At 42.8% G+C, this 22,595-nt stretch carries 20 protein-coding genes; 9 read left to right on the top strand and 11 right to left on the bottom strand.

The window, feature by feature from the left end; genetic code table 11:
- The 5 genes from J699_RS18150 to J699_RS18170 form a co-directional block, all read right to left on the bottom strand.
- Entirely contained in the window at positions 1 to 510 is a 510-nt protein-coding gene (locus J699_RS18150) for a hypothetical protein (protein WP_228131931.1), read from the bottom strand.
- Positions 503 to 1,213, bottom strand: a complete 711-nt coding sequence (locus J699_RS18155) for a hypothetical protein (RefSeq protein ID WP_032868801.1) — start codon at positions 1,211 to 1,213, stop codon at positions 503 to 505. Before J699_RS18155 ends, J699_RS18150 begins: the two co-directional genes overlap by 8 nt.
- Positions 1,210 to 2,865, bottom strand: a complete 1,656-nt coding sequence (locus J699_RS19015) for a glycoside hydrolase family 19 protein (protein ID WP_079376485.1) — start codon at positions 2,863 to 2,865, stop codon at positions 1,210 to 1,212. Before J699_RS19015 ends, J699_RS18155 begins: the two co-directional genes overlap by 4 nt.
- Positions 2,862 to 5,726, bottom strand: coding sequence for a type VI secretion system Vgr family protein (locus tag J699_RS18165; protein WP_032882657.1), 2,865 nt, complete (start codon positions 5,724 to 5,726; stop codon positions 2,862 to 2,864). Before J699_RS18165 ends, J699_RS19015 begins: the two co-directional genes overlap by 4 nt.
- A gap of 264 nt (positions 5,727 to 5,990) precedes the next feature.
- A complete protein-coding gene (locus tag J699_RS18170) occupies positions 5,991 to 6,524 on the bottom strand; it encodes a DUF962 domain-containing protein (protein ID WP_032868797.1) in 534 nt (177 codons plus the stop codon).
- Between the two features lie 106 nt (positions 6,525 to 6,630).
- On the opposite strand from J699_RS18170, the gene J699_RS18175 reads away from it, so the two are divergent.
- Both J699_RS18175 and J699_RS18180 read left to right on the top strand, forming a co-directional pair.
- Positions 6,631 to 7,335: a Crp/Fnr family transcriptional regulator gene (locus J699_RS18175; protein WP_032868796.1), complete on the top strand. Its 705-nt coding sequence runs from the start codon at positions 6,631 to 6,633 to the stop codon at positions 7,333 to 7,335.
- A 203-nt stretch (positions 7,336 to 7,538) separates the two neighbouring features.
- Positions 7,539 to 7,856 (top strand): hypothetical protein, encoded by a 318-nt coding sequence (locus J699_RS18180; protein WP_032869199.1) that lies wholly within the window; start codon positions 7,539 to 7,541, stop codon positions 7,854 to 7,856.
- Positions 7,857 to 7,920: 64 nt separating this feature from the next.
- On the opposite strand, the gene J699_RS18185 is transcribed toward J699_RS18180, so the two are convergent.
- The gene (locus J699_RS18185; protein WP_032868794.1) at positions 7,921 to 8,385 is read right to left on the bottom strand and encodes a hypothetical protein; all 465 of its coding nucleotides are present in this window, start codon (positions 8,383 to 8,385) and stop codon (positions 7,921 to 7,923) included.
- Between the two features lie 186 nt (positions 8,386 to 8,571).
- On the opposite strand from J699_RS18185, the gene J699_RS18190 reads away from it, so the two are divergent.
- The 4 genes from J699_RS18190 to dapC all read left to right on the top strand — a co-directional run bounded on the left by J699_RS18190 (position 8,572) and on the right by dapC (position 14,183).
- On the top strand, positions 8,572 to 8,961 hold the full coding sequence (locus tag J699_RS18190) for a tautomerase family protein (protein WP_032868793.1): 390 nt from the start codon (positions 8,572 to 8,574) through the stop codon (positions 8,959 to 8,961).
- A gap of 121 nt (positions 8,962 to 9,082) precedes the next feature.
- Entirely contained in the window at positions 9,083 to 10,300 is a 1,218-nt protein-coding gene (purT, locus tag J699_RS18195; protein ID WP_171070862.1) for a formate-dependent phosphoribosylglycinamide formyltransferase, read from the top strand.
- Between the two features lie 24 nt (positions 10,301 to 10,324).
- Positions 10,325 to 12,988, top strand: coding sequence for a [protein-PII] uridylyltransferase (gene glnD / locus J699_RS18200; protein WP_032868791.1), 2,664 nt, complete (start codon positions 10,325 to 10,327; stop codon positions 12,986 to 12,988).
- A 25-nt stretch (positions 12,989 to 13,013) separates the two neighbouring features.
- Positions 13,014 to 14,183 carry a succinyldiaminopimelate transaminase gene (gene dapC, locus J699_RS18205; RefSeq protein ID WP_005229867.1) on the top strand — a complete coding sequence of 390 codons (1,170 nt, stop codon included), beginning with the start codon at positions 13,014 to 13,016 and terminating at the stop codon, positions 14,181 to 14,183.
- 127 nt (positions 14,184 to 14,310) lie between these two features.
- On the opposite strand, the gene J699_RS18210 is transcribed toward dapC, so the two are convergent.
- A complete protein-coding gene (locus tag J699_RS18210) occupies positions 14,311 to 14,928 on the bottom strand; it encodes a LysE family translocator (RefSeq protein WP_032868790.1) in 618 nt (205 codons plus the stop codon).
- Between the two features lie 151 nt (positions 14,929 to 15,079).
- Between J699_RS18210 and J699_RS18215 the strand changes: the two genes are divergently transcribed.
- The 3 genes from J699_RS18215 to J699_RS18225 all read left to right on the top strand — a co-directional run bounded on the left by J699_RS18215 (position 15,080) and on the right by J699_RS18225 (position 19,972).
- A complete protein-coding gene (locus J699_RS18215) occupies positions 15,080 to 15,532 on the top strand; it encodes an Lrp/AsnC family transcriptional regulator (protein ID WP_005229861.1) in 453 nt (150 codons plus the stop codon).
- 95 nt (positions 15,533 to 15,627) lie between these two features.
- Positions 15,628 to 16,818, top strand: a complete 1,191-nt coding sequence (locus J699_RS18220; RefSeq protein WP_032868789.1) for an efflux RND transporter periplasmic adaptor subunit — start codon at positions 15,628 to 15,630, stop codon at positions 16,816 to 16,818.
- A gap of 1 nt (position 16,819) precedes the next feature.
- On the top strand, positions 16,820 to 19,972 hold the full coding sequence (locus J699_RS18225) for an efflux RND transporter permease subunit (RefSeq protein ID WP_032882655.1): 3,153 nt from the start codon (positions 16,820 to 16,822) through the stop codon (positions 19,970 to 19,972).
- A 43-nt stretch (positions 19,973 to 20,015) separates the two neighbouring features.
- On the opposite strand, the gene J699_RS18230 is transcribed toward J699_RS18225, so the two are convergent.
- The 4 genes from J699_RS18230 to msrB all read right to left on the bottom strand — a co-directional run bounded on the left by J699_RS18230 (position 20,016) and on the right by msrB (position 22,486).
- Complete coding sequence (locus J699_RS18230; RefSeq protein ID WP_032868786.1) at positions 20,016 to 20,639, bottom strand: LysE family translocator; 624 nt, start codon at positions 20,637 to 20,639, stop codon at positions 20,016 to 20,018.
- Positions 20,640 to 20,711: 72 nt separating this feature from the next.
- On the bottom strand, positions 20,712 to 21,515 hold the full coding sequence (locus tag J699_RS18235; RefSeq protein WP_032868784.1) for a helix-turn-helix transcriptional regulator: 804 nt from the start codon (positions 21,513 to 21,515) through the stop codon (positions 20,712 to 20,714).
- Between the two features lie 66 nt (positions 21,516 to 21,581).
- A complete protein-coding gene (locus J699_RS18240) occupies positions 21,582 to 22,070 on the bottom strand; it encodes a glutathione peroxidase (RefSeq protein ID WP_005229853.1) in 489 nt (162 codons plus the stop codon).
- Entirely contained in the window at positions 22,067 to 22,486 is a 420-nt protein-coding gene (gene msrB, locus J699_RS18245) for a peptide-methionine (R)-S-oxide reductase MsrB (protein ID WP_004771736.1), read from the bottom strand. Before msrB ends, J699_RS18240 begins: the two co-directional genes overlap by 4 nt.
- Between the last annotated feature and the right edge of the window lie 109 nt (positions 22,487 to 22,595).

The raw sequence follows: 22,595 nt of genomic DNA, 5'->3' as shown, positions 1-22,595 counted from the left end.
CTATTTTTTAATAGTAGCTATATCCTTAAATTTAAAATGCATATAGTCATCTGAAACACCATCTAAACCACTTTGATCATCACCAGGATTCTTACTAATATCTATCAACTTCACACCTTCATTATTATTAATTATTTGATATAAGTTAACTGAATAAGTTACTCCACTTATAGTAGGAGTATCCCATCGCTGGGTATGCAAGGTAATGAGAATACGGGCTTTATTCTTTTGTTTATAAATACTCACAGCTTCTAGCTTCTGTGGCCACTTTCCACCATCTGTACTATATTTATTAATAAATATTTTTCGACCTTCTCCTTCTAAGAAATTAATCACATATGGATTTTCTTCATCACAAGTTTTACTAACTATTCGAAAATCATTTTTAAATTTAAGACTTATTTTCGTAAATTTTATATCGCAACTTTCGTAAGTATTATCATTTTTTGTCTCAGCACAGGTGGTTTGTATAAAAAAAATAAAGAAAAAAATGAAGTTAAATTTAATCACAAATATTTGTATCCTTACAATTAATCCATCCTCTTGTTATCTTACCAACTTTATTTTTATATTTCACTCTCAACCAGCCAGAACTTATCTCATCCACCAAAAAACTATCACCTTTAACCAAATACCCTTTATGTTCAGTTGAAAAATTATTAACATCATTAATAAATGTTTTTCTCACAACTTTACCATTAGTTAATTTACCATTAAACCATTCACCAAATCTTTTTGATTGTATTTCCTTAATTAAAAATTCTTTTTTAGAGTACGGGTAATTATAAACAATCTTTTTTGTTTTTCTATTTAAAATATCACCACCACCCCCAAAATAGTTTGATACCAAAAAATTATATTTACAATAACTATTTTCATTACAATCATAAGAATTTATTAAGAAATACTTATCAACATAATTATAATTCTTACTGTAATCTCTATAATCCTCATTATATGAATATGCAATATATATTTTTTTATCCTTAGAAAAAACGTATTCTACACGTGCAATATCATCAGGAACCTCTATTGAGTCAATTTTTCTTATTTTTTTATTACAATCAGTTATATATACATCTAAATTTATATCATTAACCTGTGTACCAATACATTGACTATCATTTAATTTAAATTTTTCTCCTGCGTAAATAAAGGATACGCTAAATATGCAAAAAAATAGAGCAAATATTCTCTTTATAAAAAAAATCATTTACATTCACCATATTTCAAAATAAATTCATTTGCTATCTTTTTTTTAGCAACCTTTCTTTGAGGTAATTTCATTTTACCTCCATTAACTAAATAAGTGATTGATGTAGTTATACTATCAGAATCTACTTTTATAGTTTCTTTTGCTGCTAAAATTGGAATTCTACCATTTTCTTTATTCTTCCAGAACCAAGCTCCTGTTTGTATTGCAACACTATAATTACTTTCTAACAACGTTGGATTATTTACGATATCCAAACCTGTATCTTTCGCACAATCTTCATACCCTTTAAAATGTGTTAAATGTAATAACCCTCTGCCTCTGTAATCCTTATTTGGATATTTTTCGTTTCCATATAAATGAAAACCATATGCAGCATCATTATCTGTAAGATTATTCCAAATATAGTCCAATTTTTGTCTTAGAGTATACTTTCCTAAACCTTTACGCTCAAAACCAGCATTTATAGCTGTCGGAGATATAGCATAAATATTCTCGGGTCTCTTAAAAGTTTTTTTAGTGTAGGTTAATCCTTCTCTTAACTTAGTAAAGTCTTCCGTTTCAATTTTCCCCTGCGCTAATATATTTATAAGATCTCTACAAGAATTCACATTATACTTTTCCATAAAATTAGGTAAGGTTAATAAAGCCTTCTGGAATTCACTTTTTGCTTTTGGTGCAATGACTTTAATAAAATCAATATCATAACTTAATGATTTTTGGCATTTTTTACATAATACCTTGCCTTGAATTGCTCTATTGATCTCTGGATCATTAGCTGCTGTCGTTCCTTTGGTTACATCAACATCCAAATGCAACTCAGCAGGATTATTTTTTATTCGTGTTGCCATATAAGGCTGAGGTTTCAATGGTTTACCATCAGGTTTATACACGGTAAATTCCAGTTTTTGCCCAACCATACTCTGTAGAGCCAACTTTCCATTCGAGATACTATACAATTGCTTTCTACCGCTCTCGACAATTAACATTTCTACATTTGTTTTCTCTATAACGTAGTCATTACCATCCCGATCTAAAATCTTGATCATAGAGCGACTTAAAAATTTTGCATAAGGTTCATCCAGTTTGATGAGGATCGGCTTCTCATTCCCATTACCAGAATTCATAGAACTTTTTAAGATAAATTGATCACTAGATGTCAATACTAGAACTTCTATATCCCGATTAGGAGAAGACTTCACCTCTACAATTCCCTGATCATCAGTGAATTTATCTGGTGAGTTTCCTTTTCCTTTTGGTCTGGACTGAACAGGGAAATTCTTCATAATTTTCCCATTACTATCCACTACTTTAAAAAATGTACTTACAATTCCTTTAGCCGACGAAGGCTGTTTACTTTGTTTATATTCCTCTATTGTTTTAGGCAGTTGAACTTTAACTGGATTCTCTGCTGACGACGCAATAGAGGAATCTATGGTTTTGAATACCGTATAATCTTTTTGATTCTGCGGTTTAGCTAATAATTCCACCTTCCTGTGTGGAGATGCCTGAAAAACAAATAAACCATTAGAATCTGCCTTTTGAGTATTGGCTTTGGAGGAACCTTGATATCGAGACTGAACATCCAAGTGACCAAAAGACTGTCCAGATTTATCGTAAAATTTGGCTGTAATGGAGACTAAGTTACTCATTGGTCAGCATCCTCTTCCGTGTCTCTTTCATCACTTTCTTGTTCATAAAGCGCTTCTTCTAATAGTTCATCAATATTTTCACTATCAAGCAGATCCAGCTTTAAGCGTGGAAGATCTGAATTAAAGATGAGTGCTGTAAAGTCGGTTGTTTGCGGTGTGTAGAAGCGTAGTGAACTCACTTTATTTTCAGAATCAAGTTGATCCATTTTTGTTTTTATGAGGTTGTTACTCTTTCGGTCTAAAATAAAGATCTCTTTTTTTCCTTCAGATTCTATATTCCAGTTATAGTTCACCTGATTGCTAAACAGTGTCTTGGCTGTTGGCAGGCTCAATTTTGGAACCACAATATTCGCCCCACCTTCAAACCAATGCTGTCCAGCCTTCACCTCAAACTTGCCGCCTGTAGTTGGGAAAATCCCTGAACCATTTAGCTTGATTTGTGAAGACCCTGCGGTAAATACAATTTCTTTGGGGCTGATGATTTCAATCCGGTCTTCAGTCGAAATAATCTGAATAGCTTGTTTGGCAAACAAGTCCATACCATCCGACTGGGCATGCGCTTCAAATTTTCCTTTTGCAGCAACCTGCTTGATCCCATGCTGCGCAGCAAAAAGGCTGATCCTGTTCTGTACATGCGCAATCAAGTTCTTTTGCGTGCTCAGGTTAATACTCTCGCCCGCAACCTGATTAATCTGGCCCTCTGCTGAAATATGAATATCTGCCTGACTACTCAAACCAATGCCATCGGGTGAACTCAGTAATAACAACGCCTTATTGAACTTGGCAATCTTTGCTTCGATCTGTGCAGCGAAATCTTTGAGTTGTGCTAATGATTCAATTTCATCGGTCTGCTGATGTTTGGCCACTTCACTCAGTGCTATCGCATTGCTGAGGTTGTCTTCGAGCTGCTGCTTGGCAGGTTGTGCATCCAGATGTTCACCTTGCGCCTGCTCTTGCTTGTGCGTCGAAAATAATAAACCTTCACCTGCACGCACAGCGCCCCATTGGTCCGTCCGTAGTTCAAATCCTTCGCCACGGTCATCGCTTTCAGCCGTGTCTTTCGGATAACTAAGCTTGCCGAGATTGAGTTGGCTCGCAGCATGGCTACTTTGTAGTTGGGCACTGATCTGCCCCTGAGTATCATCAAATCTCAATTGGTTAAAGCCGCTACCTTGGTATTCTCTGGACTTGATTCCTGCCAGTTTCTTGGTGTCAGGCAGCTTGCCTATATGATCGAATTTAGTCGGACTGCGATGGGCTTCATGAATTCGTCCAGCAACAAATGGTCGGTCAATATTGCCATCAGAGAAGTTGATCACCACAATCTCACCAATGCGTGGCAAGAAGCGTGCGCCATAGCCTTCGCCAGCCCAAGGCGTCAGCACATCCACCCAGGCAGAGTCGGTGTCATTATCATTGGCACCTGCGCCACCATCATGCTGATGATCCTCTGCACGGGTAAACAGGAAGCGAACTTTAATCCGTCCCCACTCATCCACATGGATCTCTTCACCTTCAGGCCCAACCACTTTTGCCCGCATGGGGTGAGCAGTCGGTCTATGTGTGAAGGGATGATATTCAGGTACGATTTTGATACTACGGCGCTGCAGGGTCAGTTGATTCGCCTGACGTTCCTCACGATCTTCAATATACCAGTCACTTTCGGTTAATAACTGGTTGATCTGTTGTTTTAAGTCTTTCGGCAAATTATTCTGGTTATAAAACTGTTTGGCTGTAATCAGAAATTGCTGATCACCGCCTGGGTGCAGATTAATTTCAGGATGTTCTGCGAGCTCAAACCAGTATCCGACATGCGCATCGCGAACGGTGGTATGGGCGACAAAATGTTTTGATTGCAGATCATAATAGTGCACTCGGTTCTGGGTGAGTTTTTCAATCTGTACATTTCCCGACTCAGTTGCGCCATCTTCACCGTTGAGGTCCTGCATCCATGCCGGACTGAAATGCCAGGCATCTTCGAGTGCAAGGGAAGCTGCATCATGGTCTTGGCTATGCTGATGTTTGGTTTGAACACTGCCCGCACCATCTTCTTGCTCCAGTACATCAGCTTGCCAACGCTGGATATGTACAGCGGTTGGCTGTAGGCGATGTTGTGCCCTCAGGCTGGTCATGCTGTCATATTGTTCCGTGGCATTGCTGCGATGGTAACGAATTGTTCTTCGGTCTAAAGCTTGGTATTGACTATTGTCATCAATAAGGCGAAGTTTTTGTGGCTGGATCGGGTGATTACTATTCGGAACAGTAAGCGCTGCTTCTTCTATTAAGGTGCTAATTCCTTCCGAATAGAGCAACCGTTGAATAAACTCGCTATCCAGCTCATTCGACTGCATCATAAATGGCCGAATATCGTAGTTTCCTGTGAGCCCGCTCAGATCAAGACTTAAACTGGAAGCAAATAAAGCACTACGTTGCTGCCACTCACGGAACAATATTTCTATAACCTCAACCGCAGACTTATTCATAAATACGCGACTGTTACGGCGTAGTTTCCACAGTGCGGTTGGATCTTCTAAAGTGAGCTTATACAGTGTCAGGCTACCATCCGATTGCCCTTGCAGTGCCTGCGTAATGATCCCTGTGACGCGGGCGAGTTGACCTTGATCCGTCACTGCATCAACCGCCGCTTGGCTGCCGATAAATCGTTTCAGGGGAATGGCCGCATCCGTGGATAGGCAAATCAGCTCTGCCTTGAATCCAGCATTGAGTTGGTGTTGACCATCAATACGTTGCAGGAATACCTTTGTATTTAAATTCGGATTTGAAAACTGAATATGCAGCGCACGCTTTTGGGTGGTTAGTCCTATTTTTTCTAATAGATACTCAATATTGTTGAATTTCATCCTAATATTTTTTATATGAAACGATTTAATTATTTATTTTAAATGAGGAAACAGCGTTTTATTTACCACTTTAGATCATATTAAATAGCAGTTTATGCCTTTATTATATCCAACGGAGATAAATAGGCCCTTTGAAATCATTTTTGGTTTTTTAAGCGATTAAGCGTATTAAAATTAAAATATATAAAATCTAAAAAAACACCTGAAAGTTAGACAATTTCTGTCTAACTTTCAGGTATGAATTGTATAGAGTAACCTATTTGCTTAAGCGACTGTCTGCGGCTTCACATCCATTTCAGCACGCTTGATGTGGGCTTCTTTTAAAATCCGCTGGTGTAACAGTTTACGAAAGCCCAGCAAGAAGACGAATTCAGCCAGTACAAATAACGGTCCAATAGCTAAACCAATCGCATCATCAACAAAAGCAGGCTTTTTCTTTTCAAAATAATGCCCCACGAATTGGAACACCCAGCCCACCACAAAAATACCGATACTGGCCCCTAGCCAGCTCCACATGGATAAAGCGGCAATTTTTACGGCCAAAGGATAAGCCAAGACAAAAAGAATCAACATCAGCCCACCAAACAGCTTATCCAGTGAAATATAGTAAATGCTACTGATTACGATGAGCAGTATGGCTAATGTGATTGAAAAGCCAGAAATTTCGATACCTGCACGTGCCGTTAAACACAAAATAGAAAAAACAATCAAAGGAATACCCACAAAATGGGTCACAATATTATTTCGATCCAGATGATAAGCTGCATACTGGCTGAGTAGACGTTCCAGATTTGTCATTTTTCTTTCCTCATATCATTCGTTTATGCTGTTAATCTATAAGAAATAGCGTGAGCAAGTTGTCACGTAGCTGACAAATGGATATCTTTTTAAGCAAGGAATAATCGTGATAGAGCCGCTTTATATTCAGCATTTAAAACAAAACGCATGGTTTAGCCACTTAGCAGAGCCTTTTCAAAATTTTATTCTTGAACATGGCAAAAAATATACTGTTGAGAAAAATGCGGCTGTTTTTAGCGCACAAGACCGTTTTGATGGGGTCTATGGTGTGCTGGAAGGCTCGATTAGTCTGGGTTATATCGATGTCAATGGTAACGAAGCCATCGCTGCAATTGCTGAACCGATCATGTGGTTTGGTGAAATTTCCCTGATTGACCGGCAACCCCGCTCGCATGACGCGATTGCATTGAAGAAAAGTGTGGTACTGCAAATACCTGCACAGCCACTTCATGATTTCTTGCTACAAAATCCCTATTACTGGTATTACTTTGCCATGCTCACCAGTCAAAAATTACGCTATGTATTTTTAGAACATATTGCGATTCAAACCCAAAGTATTGGCCAGCGTCTGGCGCAGCGGCTGTTATTTATTTTGGAAGGTTATGGTAACCGTTCATCGATTCAAGATTTCAACATTCAGATCTCACAGGACCAGCTGGCCAATATGCTGACCGTTTCCAGACAAACCATCAATCACGAACTGAATCAGTTTGAAAAGCAAGGTGTAATTCAGTTGGGCTTTAAAAAAATTGCAGTACTCGATTTAGACGGTCTCAGAAAATTGGCCACAGTCGGTTATTTAAAAGAGTAAACCTGATCTTTTGTATTTTAAATTGATAAGCACCGCATTTTTTGCAATATGCTTTTAAACTTAAACCTAAATTAAAAGACAAACTCTCACTATAAAATGCTACGCATGCTCTAAAATATTTCACAAAATCAGTCTGCTTTCCTCTCATCAACACGCTTACATTAAGGCTAAGCACTATCGCTTACCCGATGCAGATGACAATCATGAGAAAAATTGCAACGATTCTAACAGCAGGCTTATTTACCGTACTTAGCGCTAGCGCATTTGCCTGCCCGAAAGGAACTCAACTCCAGGGCGGTACAGGACCAAATCACAAAGGTGGTAAATGTGTTGCAACAAGTGTGGTAAAAACCAAGAAAGCAGCAACCAAAACCACTCAAACCGCCAAACATGACATGACGAAAATGAAAGATACGACCAAACATGATGCAATGAAGGCAGCAACAGATACGAAAAAAGTAGCCAGCACCACAGCAAGCAAAGCTAAACAGGAAGCCGCAAAAACAGTCAAAACCTCATAATCGTTTGATGACTTTAACCATAAAAAAGCGAGATCAATGATCTCGCTTTTTTATCTCTATCTGCTTATTTAGGCGAGGTATTCCCTAAAGCCGGATTATCAATCGCATCTTTACATTGTGCTTTATCACGCTCATAGTCTGCCTGCTTTTGGACAGATACATTTGCCTTGTCTTTAACATCACGTGCCCAGGTATCCAGACTGGTCAATGCCTTACGGCACAACGCATATTTCCCTTCAGTCACCGAATCGGTCATTTTGACATTGATACGCCAATCGGTACTGAGCTGGCGTAATGGCTTTCTGACCTTCTCTTCAATTTCAGCCGTTTGCTTGTTATAAACAATTGGATCAATTTCATTAATCAGTTTCCATGCGGCATTGGCATAGCTGGTTGCATCATTATTCAGTTTTGGCGCTGGCTTGATCTCTACCTTCTGTTTTGGCTCATCGCCTGAGTTACCACAAGCTGCCAATAAAAAGGCACTACACAACAGAATTGCTGTTACACGCGTATTTAGATTCGTCATATCAGATCGCCGATGGAACATAAGGCCATTATGCTAGTCAATTTGGGAATAATTCTCAATCATTGTGACATTTTAATCACGCATAGCACGCGGGCTAATTCAATGCAGAGGCATGGTTTTCTCGCGACCTATTTGCTTTATATTGTGATCAGTCAAATAAACAATATATCAGGAAGCAAAACATTCATGTCGCAAGTTAAAATTTATGCCTTACAACAAACCATTGAGCAGTTTAGAAACCAGCTTTCCCATGCCATTCATCAGGCGCTGGTAGATAGTCTGAATTACCCGGTCGAAAAGAAATTCCAGCGTTTCATCAGTCTTGCGACCAGTGATTTTATCTATCCGCAAGATCGCAGTGAAAATTACCTGATTATTGAAATCTCCATGTTTGAAGGCCGCAGCAATGAAGCAAAAAAACGTTTAATCCGGTTACTTTTTTCTTATATTCAACAACACTGCGGAATCTCTCCCCACGACGTTGAAATCACCATTTTTGAAACACCAAAAGTGAACTGGGGCATTCGTGGACAACATGCTGATGAATTAAAACTAAATTACCAAGTCAATGTCTAAATCAATCAAAGGGCTGTTTAACCATTATTTTTGTCTGACAAAAAGCAGGTTTTTTTATGATATATGGGCTTAATTCCGTAAAAAGTTCTGCTATGCTTAAACACAAATTACTCAGGATAGGATTATTCGCATGAGCGTCACTCTTGGAACTCCACTTCAATCTTCTGCATTTAAGGTTTTACTGTTAGGTTCTGGAGAGCTGGGTAAAGAAGTGGTGATTTCTTTACAACGTCTGGGTGTCGAAGTTCATGCTGCTGACCGTTATGATCATGCGCCTGCCATGCAAGTCGCTCATTATGCTTATATCCTGAATATGGCCGATCCAGCCGAATTAAAACAACTGATTGAAAACATCAAACCGAACCTAATTGTTCCTGAAATTGAAGCGATTGCCACTGAAGTCTTGCTTGAAATTGAACAAAATAAAACCGCAACCGTAATTCCCTCGGCCAAAGCGGTCAACCTGACCATGAACCGTGAAGGGATTCGTCGTTTAGCTGCTGAAGAGCTTGGCCTCCCGACTTCGGCTTATCGCTTTGCCAGCACTTTAGAAAGTTTCCGCGCTGCCTGTGACGATATTGGTTATCCAAACTTTGTTAAACCGGTAATGTCATCTTCTGGTAAAGGCCAGTCTCGCGTAAAAAGCTTTGATGAGGTGGATGCCGCTTGGGAGTATGCAATGCAAGGCGGCCGCGTGAATCAGGGTACCGTGATTATTGAATCACAAATTGATTTCGATTTTGAAATTACTTTACTCACTGTCCGCGCCAAAAATCCGGAAACAGGCGAAGTTGAAACGCATTTCTGTGATCCGATTGGACATCGTCAAGATGCAGGTGATTATGTCGAAAGCTGGCAGCCACAAGCAATGACCCCTGCTGCGCTACAAGAAGCCAAGCGTATTGCCAATAAGGTCACTGTTGCATTAGGTGGCTGTGGTATTTTCGGGGTTGAGTTATTCATTAAGGGCGATAAAGTCTGGTTTAGTGAAGTTTCCCCTCGTCCACACGACACCGGTTTGGTGACGCTGGCTTCACAATTCCAAAGCGAATTTGAACTGCATGCCCGTGCCATTTTAGGTTTGCCTGTGAATACTGCCCGTCACAGTGTGGCGGCAAGTGCAGTGATCTATGCGGGTGTGGATGCCAAAAATCTCAGCTTTGCTGGCTTGAATCTTGCTTTAGCCAATCCAGCTACAGACTTACGCCTATTTGGAAAACCGGAAGGTTTTAAGCGCCGTCGTATGGGTGTTGCCACTGCACGTGCTGAGACCACAGATCTTGCGCGTGAATTGGCCCAACAAGCCGCAGACCAAGTGAGCGTACACACTAACTCTTAACCTGAATTGAGTAGACCCATTTTCATGATCAATACATCTCCATTGTTGAACTACGTCACCAGTCATCATGATATTCAAGCCATTAATCAATGGCGAACGGATGTAGAAAAGCAATTACAGGAGAGTTATGAAAATGGGCAACCTATTCGTGAAGTGATTGGTGCGCGTTCCGATTCGATTGATGAAGCCCTGATCTTTCTATGGAATCATGCGGGTTTAAATCAGACTGAATTGGGACTCTTTGCCGTGGGTGGCTATGGCCGCCATGAAATGCTGCCCTATTCAGATACCGATATCATGATTTTGTCTGAGGATGAAATCAGTGAAGAACAAGAAAAACTCATTTCGACCTTTATTTCTTCTTTATGGGATGTCGGTAATTTCAAACCCGGCATCAGCGTTCGGACCATTCAAAACTGTGTCGAACAGGCGATTAATGACCTGACCGTTGCGACCACGCTGATTGAAGCACGTCTGATCACAGGCAATCCGCAACTGGCAAAGTGGCCGCGTCGCATCGTGGCACAGACATGGACGGATCAAACCTTCTATGATGCCAAAATGGCTGAACAGGCCAAACGCTACGCACAGCACAACAACACTGAAAGCAATCTGGAGCCTGATATTAAAAATGCCCCGGGCGGTATTCGCGATATCAACCAGATCGGCTGGATTGCCAAACGTCATTTCCGAGTCAATCGCATTTATGATCTGGTGCATTTAGGTTTTATTACCGAGTTTGAACTTGGGGTACTTGAAGAAGCTGAAAGCTTTTTATGGGAAATCCGCACCCAGTTACACCGTCTAGCCAAACGCGATGAAAACCGTCTATTGTTTGAATACCAGCGCGACATTGCCGCAAAATTTGGCTATGTCCGTGAAGAAGGTCAACCGGTTAATTTTGCCGTTGAACAGTTTATGAAGCGCTATTACCGTACCGCGCAACAGGTCTCAACCCTGAATGAAATGCTACTGGCCTATTTCAATGAATCGGTGATTACGCCTCGTCTGCCGGATTATGAACGCCACATTATTGATATTAATGAGCGCTTTAAAATTGTCGATGGGAAATTGGCTGTTCAACATCATAAAGTTTTTTCAGAAGAGCCAATCGCCATCCTGGAATTATTCTATCTGCTGGCAAATCGTCCTGAAATTACCGGGATTCGTGCCCGTACCCTGCGTCTGCTGGTATTGGCTGCCAAACGGATTGACCAGCGTTTCCGCGATAATCCGGAACATCAGGCCATGTTCATGTCGATTATCCGTTCACCGCATCTGTATAACACCATGGTGGCAATGAAACGTTACGGCGTGTTGGGTAATTACATTCCCGCATTTGGCCAGATCACTGGCTTGATGCAATACGACCTGTTCCATATTTATACGGTCGATGCGCATACTTTATTGTTACTCCGTAATTTAAGCCGCTTTAAAGAACCTGAATTTGCCAAAGAATTTCCGGTGGTCAGTTCCGTGTTCCAGCGTATTGCCCGCCATGACATCGTGTATATGGCTGCGATTTTCCATGATATTGCCAAAGGCCGTGGTGGTGATCACAGTGAACTCGGCGCGATCGATGCCATTGAATTCTGTCGCACGCATGGTTTTACCGAACGTGAATGCAAGCTGGTGGCATGGCTGATCAACAATCACCTGTTGATGTCACTGACGGCTCAGAAAAAAGATATTTCCGATCCGGATGAAGTCAAAGACTTTGCTGAAAAAGTCGGTGATATGGAGCATCTCGATTATCTCTATACCCTGACGGTGGCCGACATTAATGCCACGAATCCTAAACTGTGGAATACATGGCGTGCCTCATTGATGCGTCAGCTGTATACCTATGCACGTGATGTCATCCGTTCGGGCTTGGGTCGTCCAGTCGACTATCAAATGCTGATTGAAGACACCAAATTTGCGGCCAGCGAACTTCTGGTCAATGACTTCTCCCTTGCTGAAGTAGAGAAAGTCTGGCAAGAGCTGGGCGATGAATACTTCGTCAAAGAATCAGCCAATGAAATTGCATGGCATACCCAAGCCATTCTGCAACACGGCGATAATCCCGAACCTTTGGTGTTATTACGTGCGCATCGTAATGCAGCAGATGATGCAGTGCAGATCTTTATCTATACTCGTGATCAGCCAAACCTATTTGCGACAACGGTGGCCGTATTAGACCGTATGAATCTGGATGTTCAGGACGCGCGTATTATTACCGCCTCAACCTCATTCAGCCTGGATACTTATCTGGTACTGGATCGTTTTGGCACCTTGTTGACTGACCCAGAACGTGAACGCAAAGTGAAAGCGGCTCTGGTCGATGCCTTAAGTCATTCCGACCAGTATCCGGGGATCATGCAACGCCGTATCCCACGTCATTTACGTCACTTTGATGTACAAAATACCGTAGATATCGTGTTGAACCCGACCTTACAGCAACATATGGTCGAGATTTCCACACTGGATCAACCCGGCCTGCTGGCACGTATCGGTGGCTTGTTCATGCTGCAAGGTCTGGATATCCATTCGGCCAGAATTGCCACCTTGGGCGAACGTGCAGAAGATATTTTCTTTGTCACCAAGAAAAATGGTGTCTTGCTCAGCGATGAAGAAGTCAAAACTTTTGTGGAAACCCTCAAAGCGGCTTTAGACGAAGCATCAAATCAAATTTGTAATCCATCTTAAATTTTATTGTTTGGTAACTGTTTAAATGAACTCTAGCTTGTCGTTATTGCATCCCTATCCTTTTGAAAAGTTAAACCAACTGTTTAAAGAGATACAACCTGCCAATTTACCGTTGATTCCCCTGTCAATTGGTGAACCGAAACATCCGGCGCCAGAGTTTGTAAAGCAGGCAATTATTGATAATTTTGCCCATTTATCGACCTACCCAAACAGTAAAGGCCTACCAGAGCTGCGCCAAAGTATTGCACAATGGCTTACAAATCGCTTTAAGCTGAACCAGATCAGTGCAGAGGATCATATTCTGCCCGTTTCTGGCACACGCGAAGGTATTTTCTCTTTTGTACAAGCCTTGATTAAACGTGAAGATGCACCTTATGTGGTGATGCCAAATCCGTTCTATCAGATTTATGAAGGGGCAGCCTTACTGGCAGGCGCAAAACCTTATTTCATCAACTGTACCGAAGACAATGGTTACTTAGGTGATTTTGATGCGGTTCCTGCGGAAGTGTGGGAAAAAACGGCATTACTGTTTGTATGCACTCCCGGCAACCCAACGGGTACGGTGCTGTCAAAAGAACAGTTTAAAAAGCTGATTGCCCTGTCTGATCAATATGATTTTGTGATTGCATCAGATGAATGTTATTCAGAACTCTGGTTTGATCAGGCTCCGGTTGGTCTACTCGAAGTTTGTGCGGAAATGGGCCGTGACGATTATAAAAACTGTATCGTGTTCCATTCACTTTCTAAACGCTCAAACCTGCCGGGCATGCGTTCTGGTTTTGTTGCTGGTGATGCGGCTTTATTAAAACCTTATTTGCAATACCGTACTTATCATGGCGCTGCAATGCCGGTACAAAATCAATTGGCTTCAATTGCAGCTTGGAATGATGAAGCACACGTTGAAGAAAACCGTCAGCAATACCGTGCCAAATTTGATTTATTCCAGTCAGAACTCGGTCATGTATTGCCGTTACAAAAACCGGATGCGGGCTTCTATTACTGGCTAAAAGTGGATAATGATGAAACTTTTGCCAAGATGTTAATGGAAAAAGCACATATTAAAGTTTTGCCAGGTCGTTATCTGTCTCGTGAGACGGAACAAGGGAATCCTGGTGAAGGTCATGTGCGTATGGCACTGGTTGCAGATTTGAGTCAGTGTGAAGAAGTGGTGAAACGCCTTAAAGCTATTCTATAAATAAAAAATCCCCGAATATTCGGGGATTTTTTTAGCGCTATGAATTAGAAATCAAATATGCTTGATCAATATAATCATTTCCATATTCAGCAGCTATCTTTTTACTTATTTACTAAAAGTTTAAGCTTTAAATTTGCCCAACAAATAAGATGACTGCAATGCCTATCATCAGGCTACCAGAAACCCGACTCACAACTTTTACAGCCTGTGGGCGCGTCGCCAACAGTTTATTGGCGGCAATTCCCACCAACACATAAACCACCGCACAACTCAATAGGTGAATCATACCCAGCAAAATAATCTGGGTAGTCGGTGCAAAATTCATTTCCGGATGAATAAACGGTGGCAATAAAGCAAAAAACAACAGCAAGACTTTAGGATTCAACCCACTAATCCCCACGCCTTTCAGTAACCACGAACGTGCAGAATCGAGTGTTTGCGTTTCTTCATGATCACTGGAAATGGTGGCAGGATGAAGTAATAAATTTGCACCCATCCATAATAAATAACAGGCACCTAAAATCGTCATGGTGGTTAACAGTATCGGATAGTGTTGCAGTAATGCACCTACCCCAGCGGCCACACACAAGATGGCGATAGAATGCCCCAAGATCAGGCCGGTCACGGCATTCAGTACGAATTTACCTTGAATGCCCGCAAGAATGGCATAGGCCCAATCTGCACCAGGTGTTAGCACAAATAAGATCGAAACACACCAAAATGCAAAAATTACACTAAGTTCCATACCCAAGCCCTTCCTGCATCATCAACGCTATTTTTAATCGCCTTCTTTTTCACCATTCGGTGAAGATTGTTGAGAAAGGATATGCTTTAATGGTGAAAATGTTATTCTAAATACTTCTATTTCTTTTAAGCCAACAGGGAGATTCTTCCAAATGGACCGCATTGATAAGAAAATTATTGCTGAACTACAGGCCAATGGACGATTATCTATCACAGAACTGGCGGAACGAATCGGTTTAAGCCTGTCTCCTTGTCATCGTCGGGTCAAAGCTTTGGAAGAAAGTGGCGTGATCAAAGGCTATCATGCCGATCTTGAAGCCTCAAAAATCGGTCTTAATTTCTCGGCAATTATCTTTGTGACCTTAAAAGACGGAGATAAAACCGCCCTGTCCAGCTTTGAAGAAAAAGTCATCGACATTCCCAATGTCATTCAGGCACAGCGCTTATTTGGCAATCCGGATTATTTACTGCATGTGGTAGCAAAAGACCTGGCAAGTTTCCAGAAGCTCTATGATGACAGCCTTTCCGCCCTACCCAATGTGCAACGCCTGACCTCGACCATTGTCATGAAAAATGTGGTGTCCAACCGGCTTCTGCCTTTATAAAAAGGCATTATCCTCTTGGGTGAACCTAAAATGTATCAATGTGAATAAACTCACACTATACTTATTAGCCATCAAGACTTGATGACTATGGAAAGATGACTTCTCAAAATCCCAAGAAAATAAAGAAAAAGGGTTGGCTCATTTTAGCAATCGTGGTTGTACTTTTAATTATTGTAATTGTGGTTTGGCAGACTAAAACTGCTCAAAAATCGAAAGCGACGAATCAGCAAAAAAATGCCGATACCACTGCACAAAAAGCTGCGCTGACCGTTACGGTGGTATCACCTCAACAGCAAAACTGGAAACAGACATTTACCGCCAATGGCAATATTGCGGCATGGCAAGAAGTAGTCATTGGCAGCGAACTCTCAGGCCAGCGTCTGACTCGGGTCAATGTCAATGTCGGTGATGAGGTTCGACGTGGTCAGGTTCTGGCAGAGATTAACAGCGACACCATTCGTGCCGACCTTGCCGCAGCGAAAGCCAGTTATGCCGAAGCACAGGCAGTGCTTGCCGATGCCATGACCAATAATAGACGTATTCAGCAACTCAAAAATACAGGTGCAATCTCGGCTCAGGAAGCCACCCAATATCAAACCTCCCAATCCACTGCGCAAGCCAAGCTGGATGCAGCCAAGGCACAGATTGAAAGTAATCAGTTACGTTTAGCTCAAACCAGAGTGGTCTCGCCTGACAATGGGGTCATTTCGGCACGTACTGCCACGGTCGGTTCTTTGGCACAAACCGGACAGGAACTGTTCCGCCTGATTCGCGATCACCGCCTGGAATGGCGCGCAGAAGTGACCACCTCTGATTTGTATAAGCTCAAACAAGGCATGACAGCGCATATCATTTCACCTGATCCAGCTCAACCTGCTGTGGCAGGGAAAGTCAGAATGATCGCGCCCGTGATTGATCCACAGACCCGTTATGGACTGGTGTATGTGGATATTCCAACCACGCAGGCTGTACGCATGGGCATGTTTGTTAAAGGTGAATTTGATTTAGGCCAGAAAGCCGCATTAACCGTTCCGCAAACTGCGCTGTTGTTACGTGATGGTTTTTCTTATGTGTTTATTGTCAATGACAACAATCGTGTGACTCAACAGAAAGTCAGTGTGGGGCGCCGTCTGGGCGATCGGGTCGAAATTTTAGATTTGGCCCCGAATGTCAAAGTAGTGTCTTCCGGCACAGGTTTCTTGGCAGATGGCGATCTGGTCAGTATTGCCAAAGATATTCCCGACACACCACTGACCAAACAGCTCGTGACCACACAGGAGAAATGATATGAATTTCTCCGCCTGGTCGATCCGTAATCCTATTCCCGGCATCCTGTTATTTATCATGCTGGGTCTGGCGGGATTATTATGCTTTAAATGGATGAAGATCCAGCAGTTCCCTGATATTGAACTGCCGATGGTCACGGTCACCGCAGCCCTTCCCGGTGCTGCGCCGCCACAACTTGAGACTGAAGTGGCGCGTAAAATCGAAAACTCGATTGCCACCCTGCAAGGACTCAGAAACCAGTACACCAATATTCAGGATGGCGTAGTGACGGTCACCGCAGAATTCCAGCTGGAAAAGCCCCTGCAGGAAGCGGTGGATGACGTGCGTAATGCAGTATCGCAGGTTCGTTCCGATTTACCTGCTGATCTACGCGACCCCATTGTTAGCAAGATTAACCTGTCTGGCTCTCCGATTCTGACTTATACCATCCAGTCGCCAAAAATGGATGAAGAAGCGCTGTCATGGTTTGTGGATTACGACATTGCCCGTGCCATGCTTCAGGTCAAAGGGGTTGGTGCAGTGGCACGTGTTGGCGGTGTGACACGTCAGGTTGATGTTGAACTTGATCCTGAAAAACTCTTGGCACTGAATGCAACGGCGACCGATATTACCCGTCAACTGCGTTTAGTCCAGCAAGATGCTTCCGGTGGACAAACCAAAATTGGGGGCAGTGAACAATCGATTCGTACCATTGCCACGGTCAAGACAGCAGATGAAATTGGTGCAATGGATATTGCCTTAAGTGATGGTCGGCATATTCGTCTGGATCAGGTCGCCACGGTTCGTGACGGGATTGCCGAAAGACGTTCAGCTGCATTGTTAAATGGACAGCCCGTCATTGGTTTTGAAATCACCCGCAGTAAAGGGGCCAGTGAGGTTGATGTTCAAAAAGGTGTCGCTGAAGCACTGGATAAACTGAAAACGGCACATCCGGATATCAAGATTACCGAAGCGTTTAACTTCGTCAATCCTGTGGTTGACAATTACGAAGGCTCAATGTCGCTGCTGTATGAAGGCGCTATTCTGGCGATTTTGGTGGTGTGGTTATTCTTACGTGACTGGCGTGCCACGATTATTGCCGCAACTGCCCTGCCATTGTCTATTTTGCCTGCCATGATCGGCATGTATTTCTTTGGCTTTACCCTCAATACCGTAACACTACTGGCCATGTCACTGGTGGTCGGGATTCTGGTCGATGATGCGATTGTAGAAATTGAAAATATCATACGGCATCTGCGCATGGGCAAGACCCCCTATGAAGCTGCGATGGAAGCTGCCGATGAAATTGGTCTGGCCGTGATTGCAACCACTTTCACCCTGATTGCCGTATTCCTGCCGACTGCCTTTATGAGTGGCATTGCAGGAAAATTCTTTGTTCAGTTTGGCTGGACTGCAGCATTGGCAATTTTTGCTTCCCTCTTGGTTGCACGTTTGCTTACCCCGATGATGTCTGCCTATATCCTGAAACCGTGGATCGGCAAAGTTGAACAGCAGGACGATGCTTCAGATGCCAAAACGGCGGCAGATCAAGGCACAGCCCGTTTAGCCAAAGACCGCGCCAAAGATGGCAAAGTCATGCGTGGTTATATGCGACTGGTCACCTGGTGTCTCAATCATCGCTGGATCACCTTAGGTGGTGCAATTGCCTTCTTTATTGCCTCGGTCATGCTGATTCCCTTATTACCGACAGGATTTGTGCCGCCCCCTGATACCGGGCAAACACAGGTTCGTCTGGAGCTAACACCCGGTTCTCAATTCGGGGATACCCTTAAAACTGCCGAATATGCACGCAATCTGATTAAAGACCATCCTGAAATCAAAAGTATCTATACCACCATTGGTGGCGGTGCTGCAGGATCAGATCCGTTTTCAGGTGGCGCATCCAGTGAACCGCGTAAAGCCACCCTCACAATTCAGACCACGGAACGCTCTGATCGTAGTGCCAGTTTGCAAGACATTGAAGATGAACTGCGCCAACGCCTTGCCCCACTTCCTGGTGCACGTATACAGGTCGGGCTTGCAGGTAACAATAGCCAATACCAGATCGCACTGTCTGGGGATGATCCAGATACACTCATGGCAACCGCACGGAGCCTTGAACGTGAATTACGAACTGTTCCCAATGTAGGAAGTATCACTTCAAGTGCTGCCCTGATTCGTCCCGAACTGGTGATTCGTCCAGACTTTGCCAAAGCAGCTGATCTGGGCGTCACCACCTATGATATTGCAGAGACTTTGCGTATTGCGACAGCAGGTGATTTCGACCAGAATCTGGCCAAGTTAAACCTGTCGCAACGTCAGGTTCCTGTGGTGATCAAGCTACCGCTATCCGCACGTCAGGATCAGGAATTGATGAAACGCCTAATGGTCAAAGGCAGTCATGGCCCTGTCATGTTAGGTACCATTGCCGATGTCAATATTGAAAGTGGTCCATCGCAGATTGACCGCTTTAACCGCTTACGCAACATCAACTTTACCATCGAGCTGAATAATCAGCCGCTGGGTGATATCGCAGCAAAAGTTGACCAGCTCCCAACCATGAAGAATCTGCCACCGACGGTGAAACGTACCAATATTGGTGATGCCGAAGTCATGCAGGAACTGTTTTCAAGCTTTGGGCTTGCCATGTTAACCGGCGTATTGTGTATTTATGTGGTGCTGGTGCTGTTATTCAAAGACTTCCTGCAACCGATTACCATTCTGGTAGCCCTACCTTTATCGCTTGGCGGTGCATTTGTGATGCTGCTACTGGCGAAAAGCAGTTTCTCGATGCCAAGCCTGATCGGTCTGATTATGCTGATGGGGATCGCCAGCAAGAACTCGATTCTACTGGTGGATTACGCCATTATTGCCAGAGATGAAAAACATTCCTCCCGCTTCAATGCCTTGCTGGATGCCTGCCATAAACGGGCACGTCCGATTATCATGACCACGCTGGCCATGGGTGCAGGGATGTTGCCGATTGCCTTAGGCATTGGTACTGATCCGAGTTTCCGGGCACCGATGGCGATTTCGGTGATTGGCGGCTTGATTACCAGTACCTTCTTGTCCTTACTGGTGATTCCGGTGGTGTATACTTTTATTGATGATATTAATCGCAAAATCCACAGCTTCAGGAAGTCCCAACCTCCATCGATTGAATCCTCTCAATAGGTCGGAGTTAAAAAAGACGGTCATATGACCGTCTTTTTTATGTTCAGGATAATATCAGTGCCAGCATAAAAAAGATAAAACTGCTGCCCGCCAGATAATACAAATAATGCATCTGCTGATTTAACCATGACAGATACATGGTTGCGCTCATCAATTTCACCATCGCCAGATTCCAGATCAACACCACGCCCACCATCCAGCCACAGACCAGAATATTTTGCATTACATTGTATTGAGGATAGATCAGGATCACCAACACCGAATAAAACATCAGGTTCTTGGGATTGAGCAGACTCGAACCCAAACCCAGTAAAAAGTGCCTGAATAGTGCTTGTTTTGGTGGTCGAGCATCATGTCCCGGTTCGGCTTTAGTCAATATCTGTGCAGAACGTGCAGCGCGAAAACATTGAACTGCCAGATAAGCAAAATAAAGCACACCCAACCATTTCATCACGACCAGTAATTCGGTATTGACTTTGCCCAGCAAGAATAGACTGCAATAAATCACTAGCAGAATAATGGCATTCCCCAGTGCAATCCCCATACACGTCAAGCGCGCTGCCTTTATTTGGCTTTGTATCAAGGTTTTTAAAATTAAAAAGAAATCAGCCCCAGGCGTCAGCAAAGCAATAAAATGCGTCACAACAATGGTTAAAAAAAGCTCCATAGCCGCTCTCCAGATGAAGGAGAGCCAGCTTAAAAAAGCTTAAAACTTTATTCTTGTACAAAATTGCGAGCACTAAGATTTTTTAGCATATTGTTTTGGGGTAACCCCCGTATATTGTTTAAATACACGATGAAAATGACTTTGGTCCGTAAACTCTAACTCATGTGCCAGCTCGGCCAGATCACAGCCCTGACGTAAACGTAAACGCGCCTGATTGACCTTTTGATTTAATTGATAAGCATGTGGGGTTAAACCCAAATATTGTTTAAACAGCCGGATCAGTGCATAGCGGCTGATCTGTAATTTTTCAGCCAGTTGCTGTAGTGATAAATCCTCAATATCACTCGCCAGACACTCGATCAAACGAGGTAAATAGGACTGAAAATAACCCGCTTCCCCAATATTTTCCCAATGAAAATTCGGTATTAACATTTCGGTTAAGGTATTAATCAAATATTGTTCTTTTTCCAACCGTGAAATCTGAGGATCAAATAACCACTGATTTAATGTAGTAAATGCAGTGTAAAGATGGTGGTCATGGAGAATTGTAGGTCTTAATTGCGGCACATAGGAGGTGTTTAAATCCAAATGCAAATCCATTTCCTGTTGAAGCTCATCAAGCAGCCCAGCGAACCATGTTGCATCAAGATGCATCATCTGGTAACTCCAGGCCTGTTGCGGTAAAGGATTACAAGCATGCTCTACATGGGCTGGAATAACCACGACGCTACCCGCCTGAATTAACTGTTCGGAAGCAAAGGAACTGGAAAAATGACTCTGCCCCGCATCAACAGCCCCGATTGAAAAGGTAGGATGGCTATGCGATTTATAACAGATCCGGCTTTGACATGCCCTACGTGTTTCAACGTACGGCATGTCCGGATGGCGCCAAAACTCAACGCTTGAGTTCAAAATAACTTAAACCTTTAACCGGTATCCCGATCATTTCTGCGCTAAAGCTTTTTCAATATCTGCTTCTAAGGCCTCTGGTTTAGTGGTTGGGGCATAACGCTCCAACACCTCACCATTACGGCCAACCAGAAACTTGGTGAAATTCCATTTGATATTACGACTACCCAAAAGCCCTTTTGCCTCACGGGTTAAATAACGGAAAATCACATGGGCTTCAGGCCCTTTGACATCCACCTTGGCAAACATGGGAAAACTGACGCCATAATTACGCTGGCAAAAGGTCCCGATTTCTTTATTGGTCCCCGGATCCTGTCCTCCAAACTGATTGCAAGGAAATCCTAATACTTCAAGTCCCTGAGATTTATATTTTTCATAAAGTTTTTCTAATCCGGCAAACTGCGGAGTAAAGCCACACTTACTTGCAGTATTTACAATCAGCATGACCTTGCCTTTATAATCAGCGAGCGCTTTTGTTTCTCCCTCTAACAACTCAGCTTCAAACTGATAAATGTTACTCATGGATAAGTTTCCTCGTCATTCTTCTCATCTGTTTTAAGTTGTAATGATGCCGAATTCACGCAATAACGCAGTCCTGTCGGCTGTGGGCCATCCTCAAACACATGGCCCAAATGTGCATCGCAATCATGGCAGACAATTTCTGTTCTGACCATACCATGCGATAAATCTTCATGTTCTTCTATTGCCACACTATCAATCGGCTTAAAGAAGCTTGGCCAGCCACAGCCGCTATCGTATTTTGTATCGGAAGAAAACAATTCCGCACCACAACAACGACACACATAAGTACCATGTTGCTTGTTATTCCAATATTGTCCTGTAAATGCGGGTTCTGTGCCTTTTTGACGGGTGATGCGATATTCTTCTGCGGATAACTCTCTTTGCCATTCTCGGTCTGTTTTATTCACTTTTCCCATAACCTGCACCTTTTATTCTGATGTTAAAAATATCTTGATGATCAGATTTTATATTTACGCCATTCGCAAAAAAAACTCTAGTCTCAGATCGTATAATTTGTTGAAGTTT

The sequence above is a fragment of the Acinetobacter sp. 1000160 genome (assembly GCF_000588715.1).
GTDB classification, from domain to species: Bacteria; Pseudomonadota; Gammaproteobacteria; order Pseudomonadales; family Moraxellaceae; genus Acinetobacter; species Acinetobacter courvalinii.
This window is presented reverse-complemented; position numbering and strand designations above follow the sequence as displayed.

Excerpts from the sequence above, each read along its gene's own strand:
- J699_RS18155 (WP_032868801.1), bottom strand. The coding sequence starts at position 1,213 with ATGATTTTTTTTATAAAGAGAATATTTGCTCTATTTTTTTGCATATTT.
- J699_RS19015 (WP_079376485.1), bottom strand. The coding sequence starts at position 2,865 with ATGAGTAACTTAGTCTCCATTACAGCCAAATTTTACGATAAATCTGGA.
- J699_RS18165 (WP_032882657.1), bottom strand. The coding sequence starts at position 5,726 with ATGAAATTCAACAATATTGAGTATCTATTAGAAAAAATAGGACTAACC.
- J699_RS18170 (WP_032868797.1), bottom strand. The coding sequence starts at position 6,524 with ATGACAAATCTGGAACGTCTACTCAGCCAGTATGCAGCTTATCATCTG.
- J699_RS18180 (WP_032869199.1), top strand. The coding sequence starts at position 7,539 with ATGAGAAAAATTGCAACGATTCTAACAGCAGGCTTATTTACCGTACTT.
- J699_RS18185 (WP_032868794.1), bottom strand. The coding sequence starts at position 8,385 with ATGACGAATCTAAATACGCGTGTAACAGCAATTCTGTTGTGTAGTGCC.
- J699_RS18190 (WP_032868793.1), top strand. The coding sequence starts at position 8,572 with ATGTCGCAAGTTAAAATTTATGCCTTACAACAAACCATTGAGCAGTTT.
- glnD (WP_032868791.1), top strand. The coding sequence starts at position 10,325 with ATGATCAATACATCTCCATTGTTGAACTACGTCACCAGTCATCATGAT.
- dapC (WP_005229867.1), top strand. The coding sequence starts at position 13,014 with ATGAACTCTAGCTTGTCGTTATTGCATCCCTATCCTTTTGAAAAGTTA.
- J699_RS18210 (WP_032868790.1), bottom strand. The coding sequence starts at position 14,928 with ATGGAACTTAGTGTAATTTTTGCATTTTGGTGTGTTTCGATCTTATTT.
- J699_RS18215 (WP_005229861.1), top strand. The coding sequence starts at position 15,080 with ATGGACCGCATTGATAAGAAAATTATTGCTGAACTACAGGCCAATGGA.
- J699_RS18220 (WP_032868789.1), top strand. The coding sequence starts at position 15,628 with ATGACTTCTCAAAATCCCAAGAAAATAAAGAAAAAGGGTTGGCTCATT.
- J699_RS18225 (WP_032882655.1), top strand. The coding sequence starts at position 16,820 with ATGAATTTCTCCGCCTGGTCGATCCGTAATCCTATTCCCGGCATCCTG.
- J699_RS18230 (WP_032868786.1), bottom strand. The coding sequence starts at position 20,639 with ATGGAGCTTTTTTTAACCATTGTTGTGACGCATTTTATTGCTTTGCTG.
- J699_RS18235 (WP_032868784.1), bottom strand. The coding sequence starts at position 21,515 with ATGCCGTACGTTGAAACACGTAGGGCATGTCAAAGCCGGATCTGTTAT.
- J699_RS18240 (WP_005229853.1), bottom strand. The coding sequence starts at position 22,070 with ATGAGTAACATTTATCAGTTTGAAGCTGAGTTGTTAGAGGGAGAAACA.
- msrB (WP_004771736.1), bottom strand. The coding sequence starts at position 22,486 with ATGGGAAAAGTGAATAAAACAGACCGAGAATGGCAAAGAGAGTTATCC.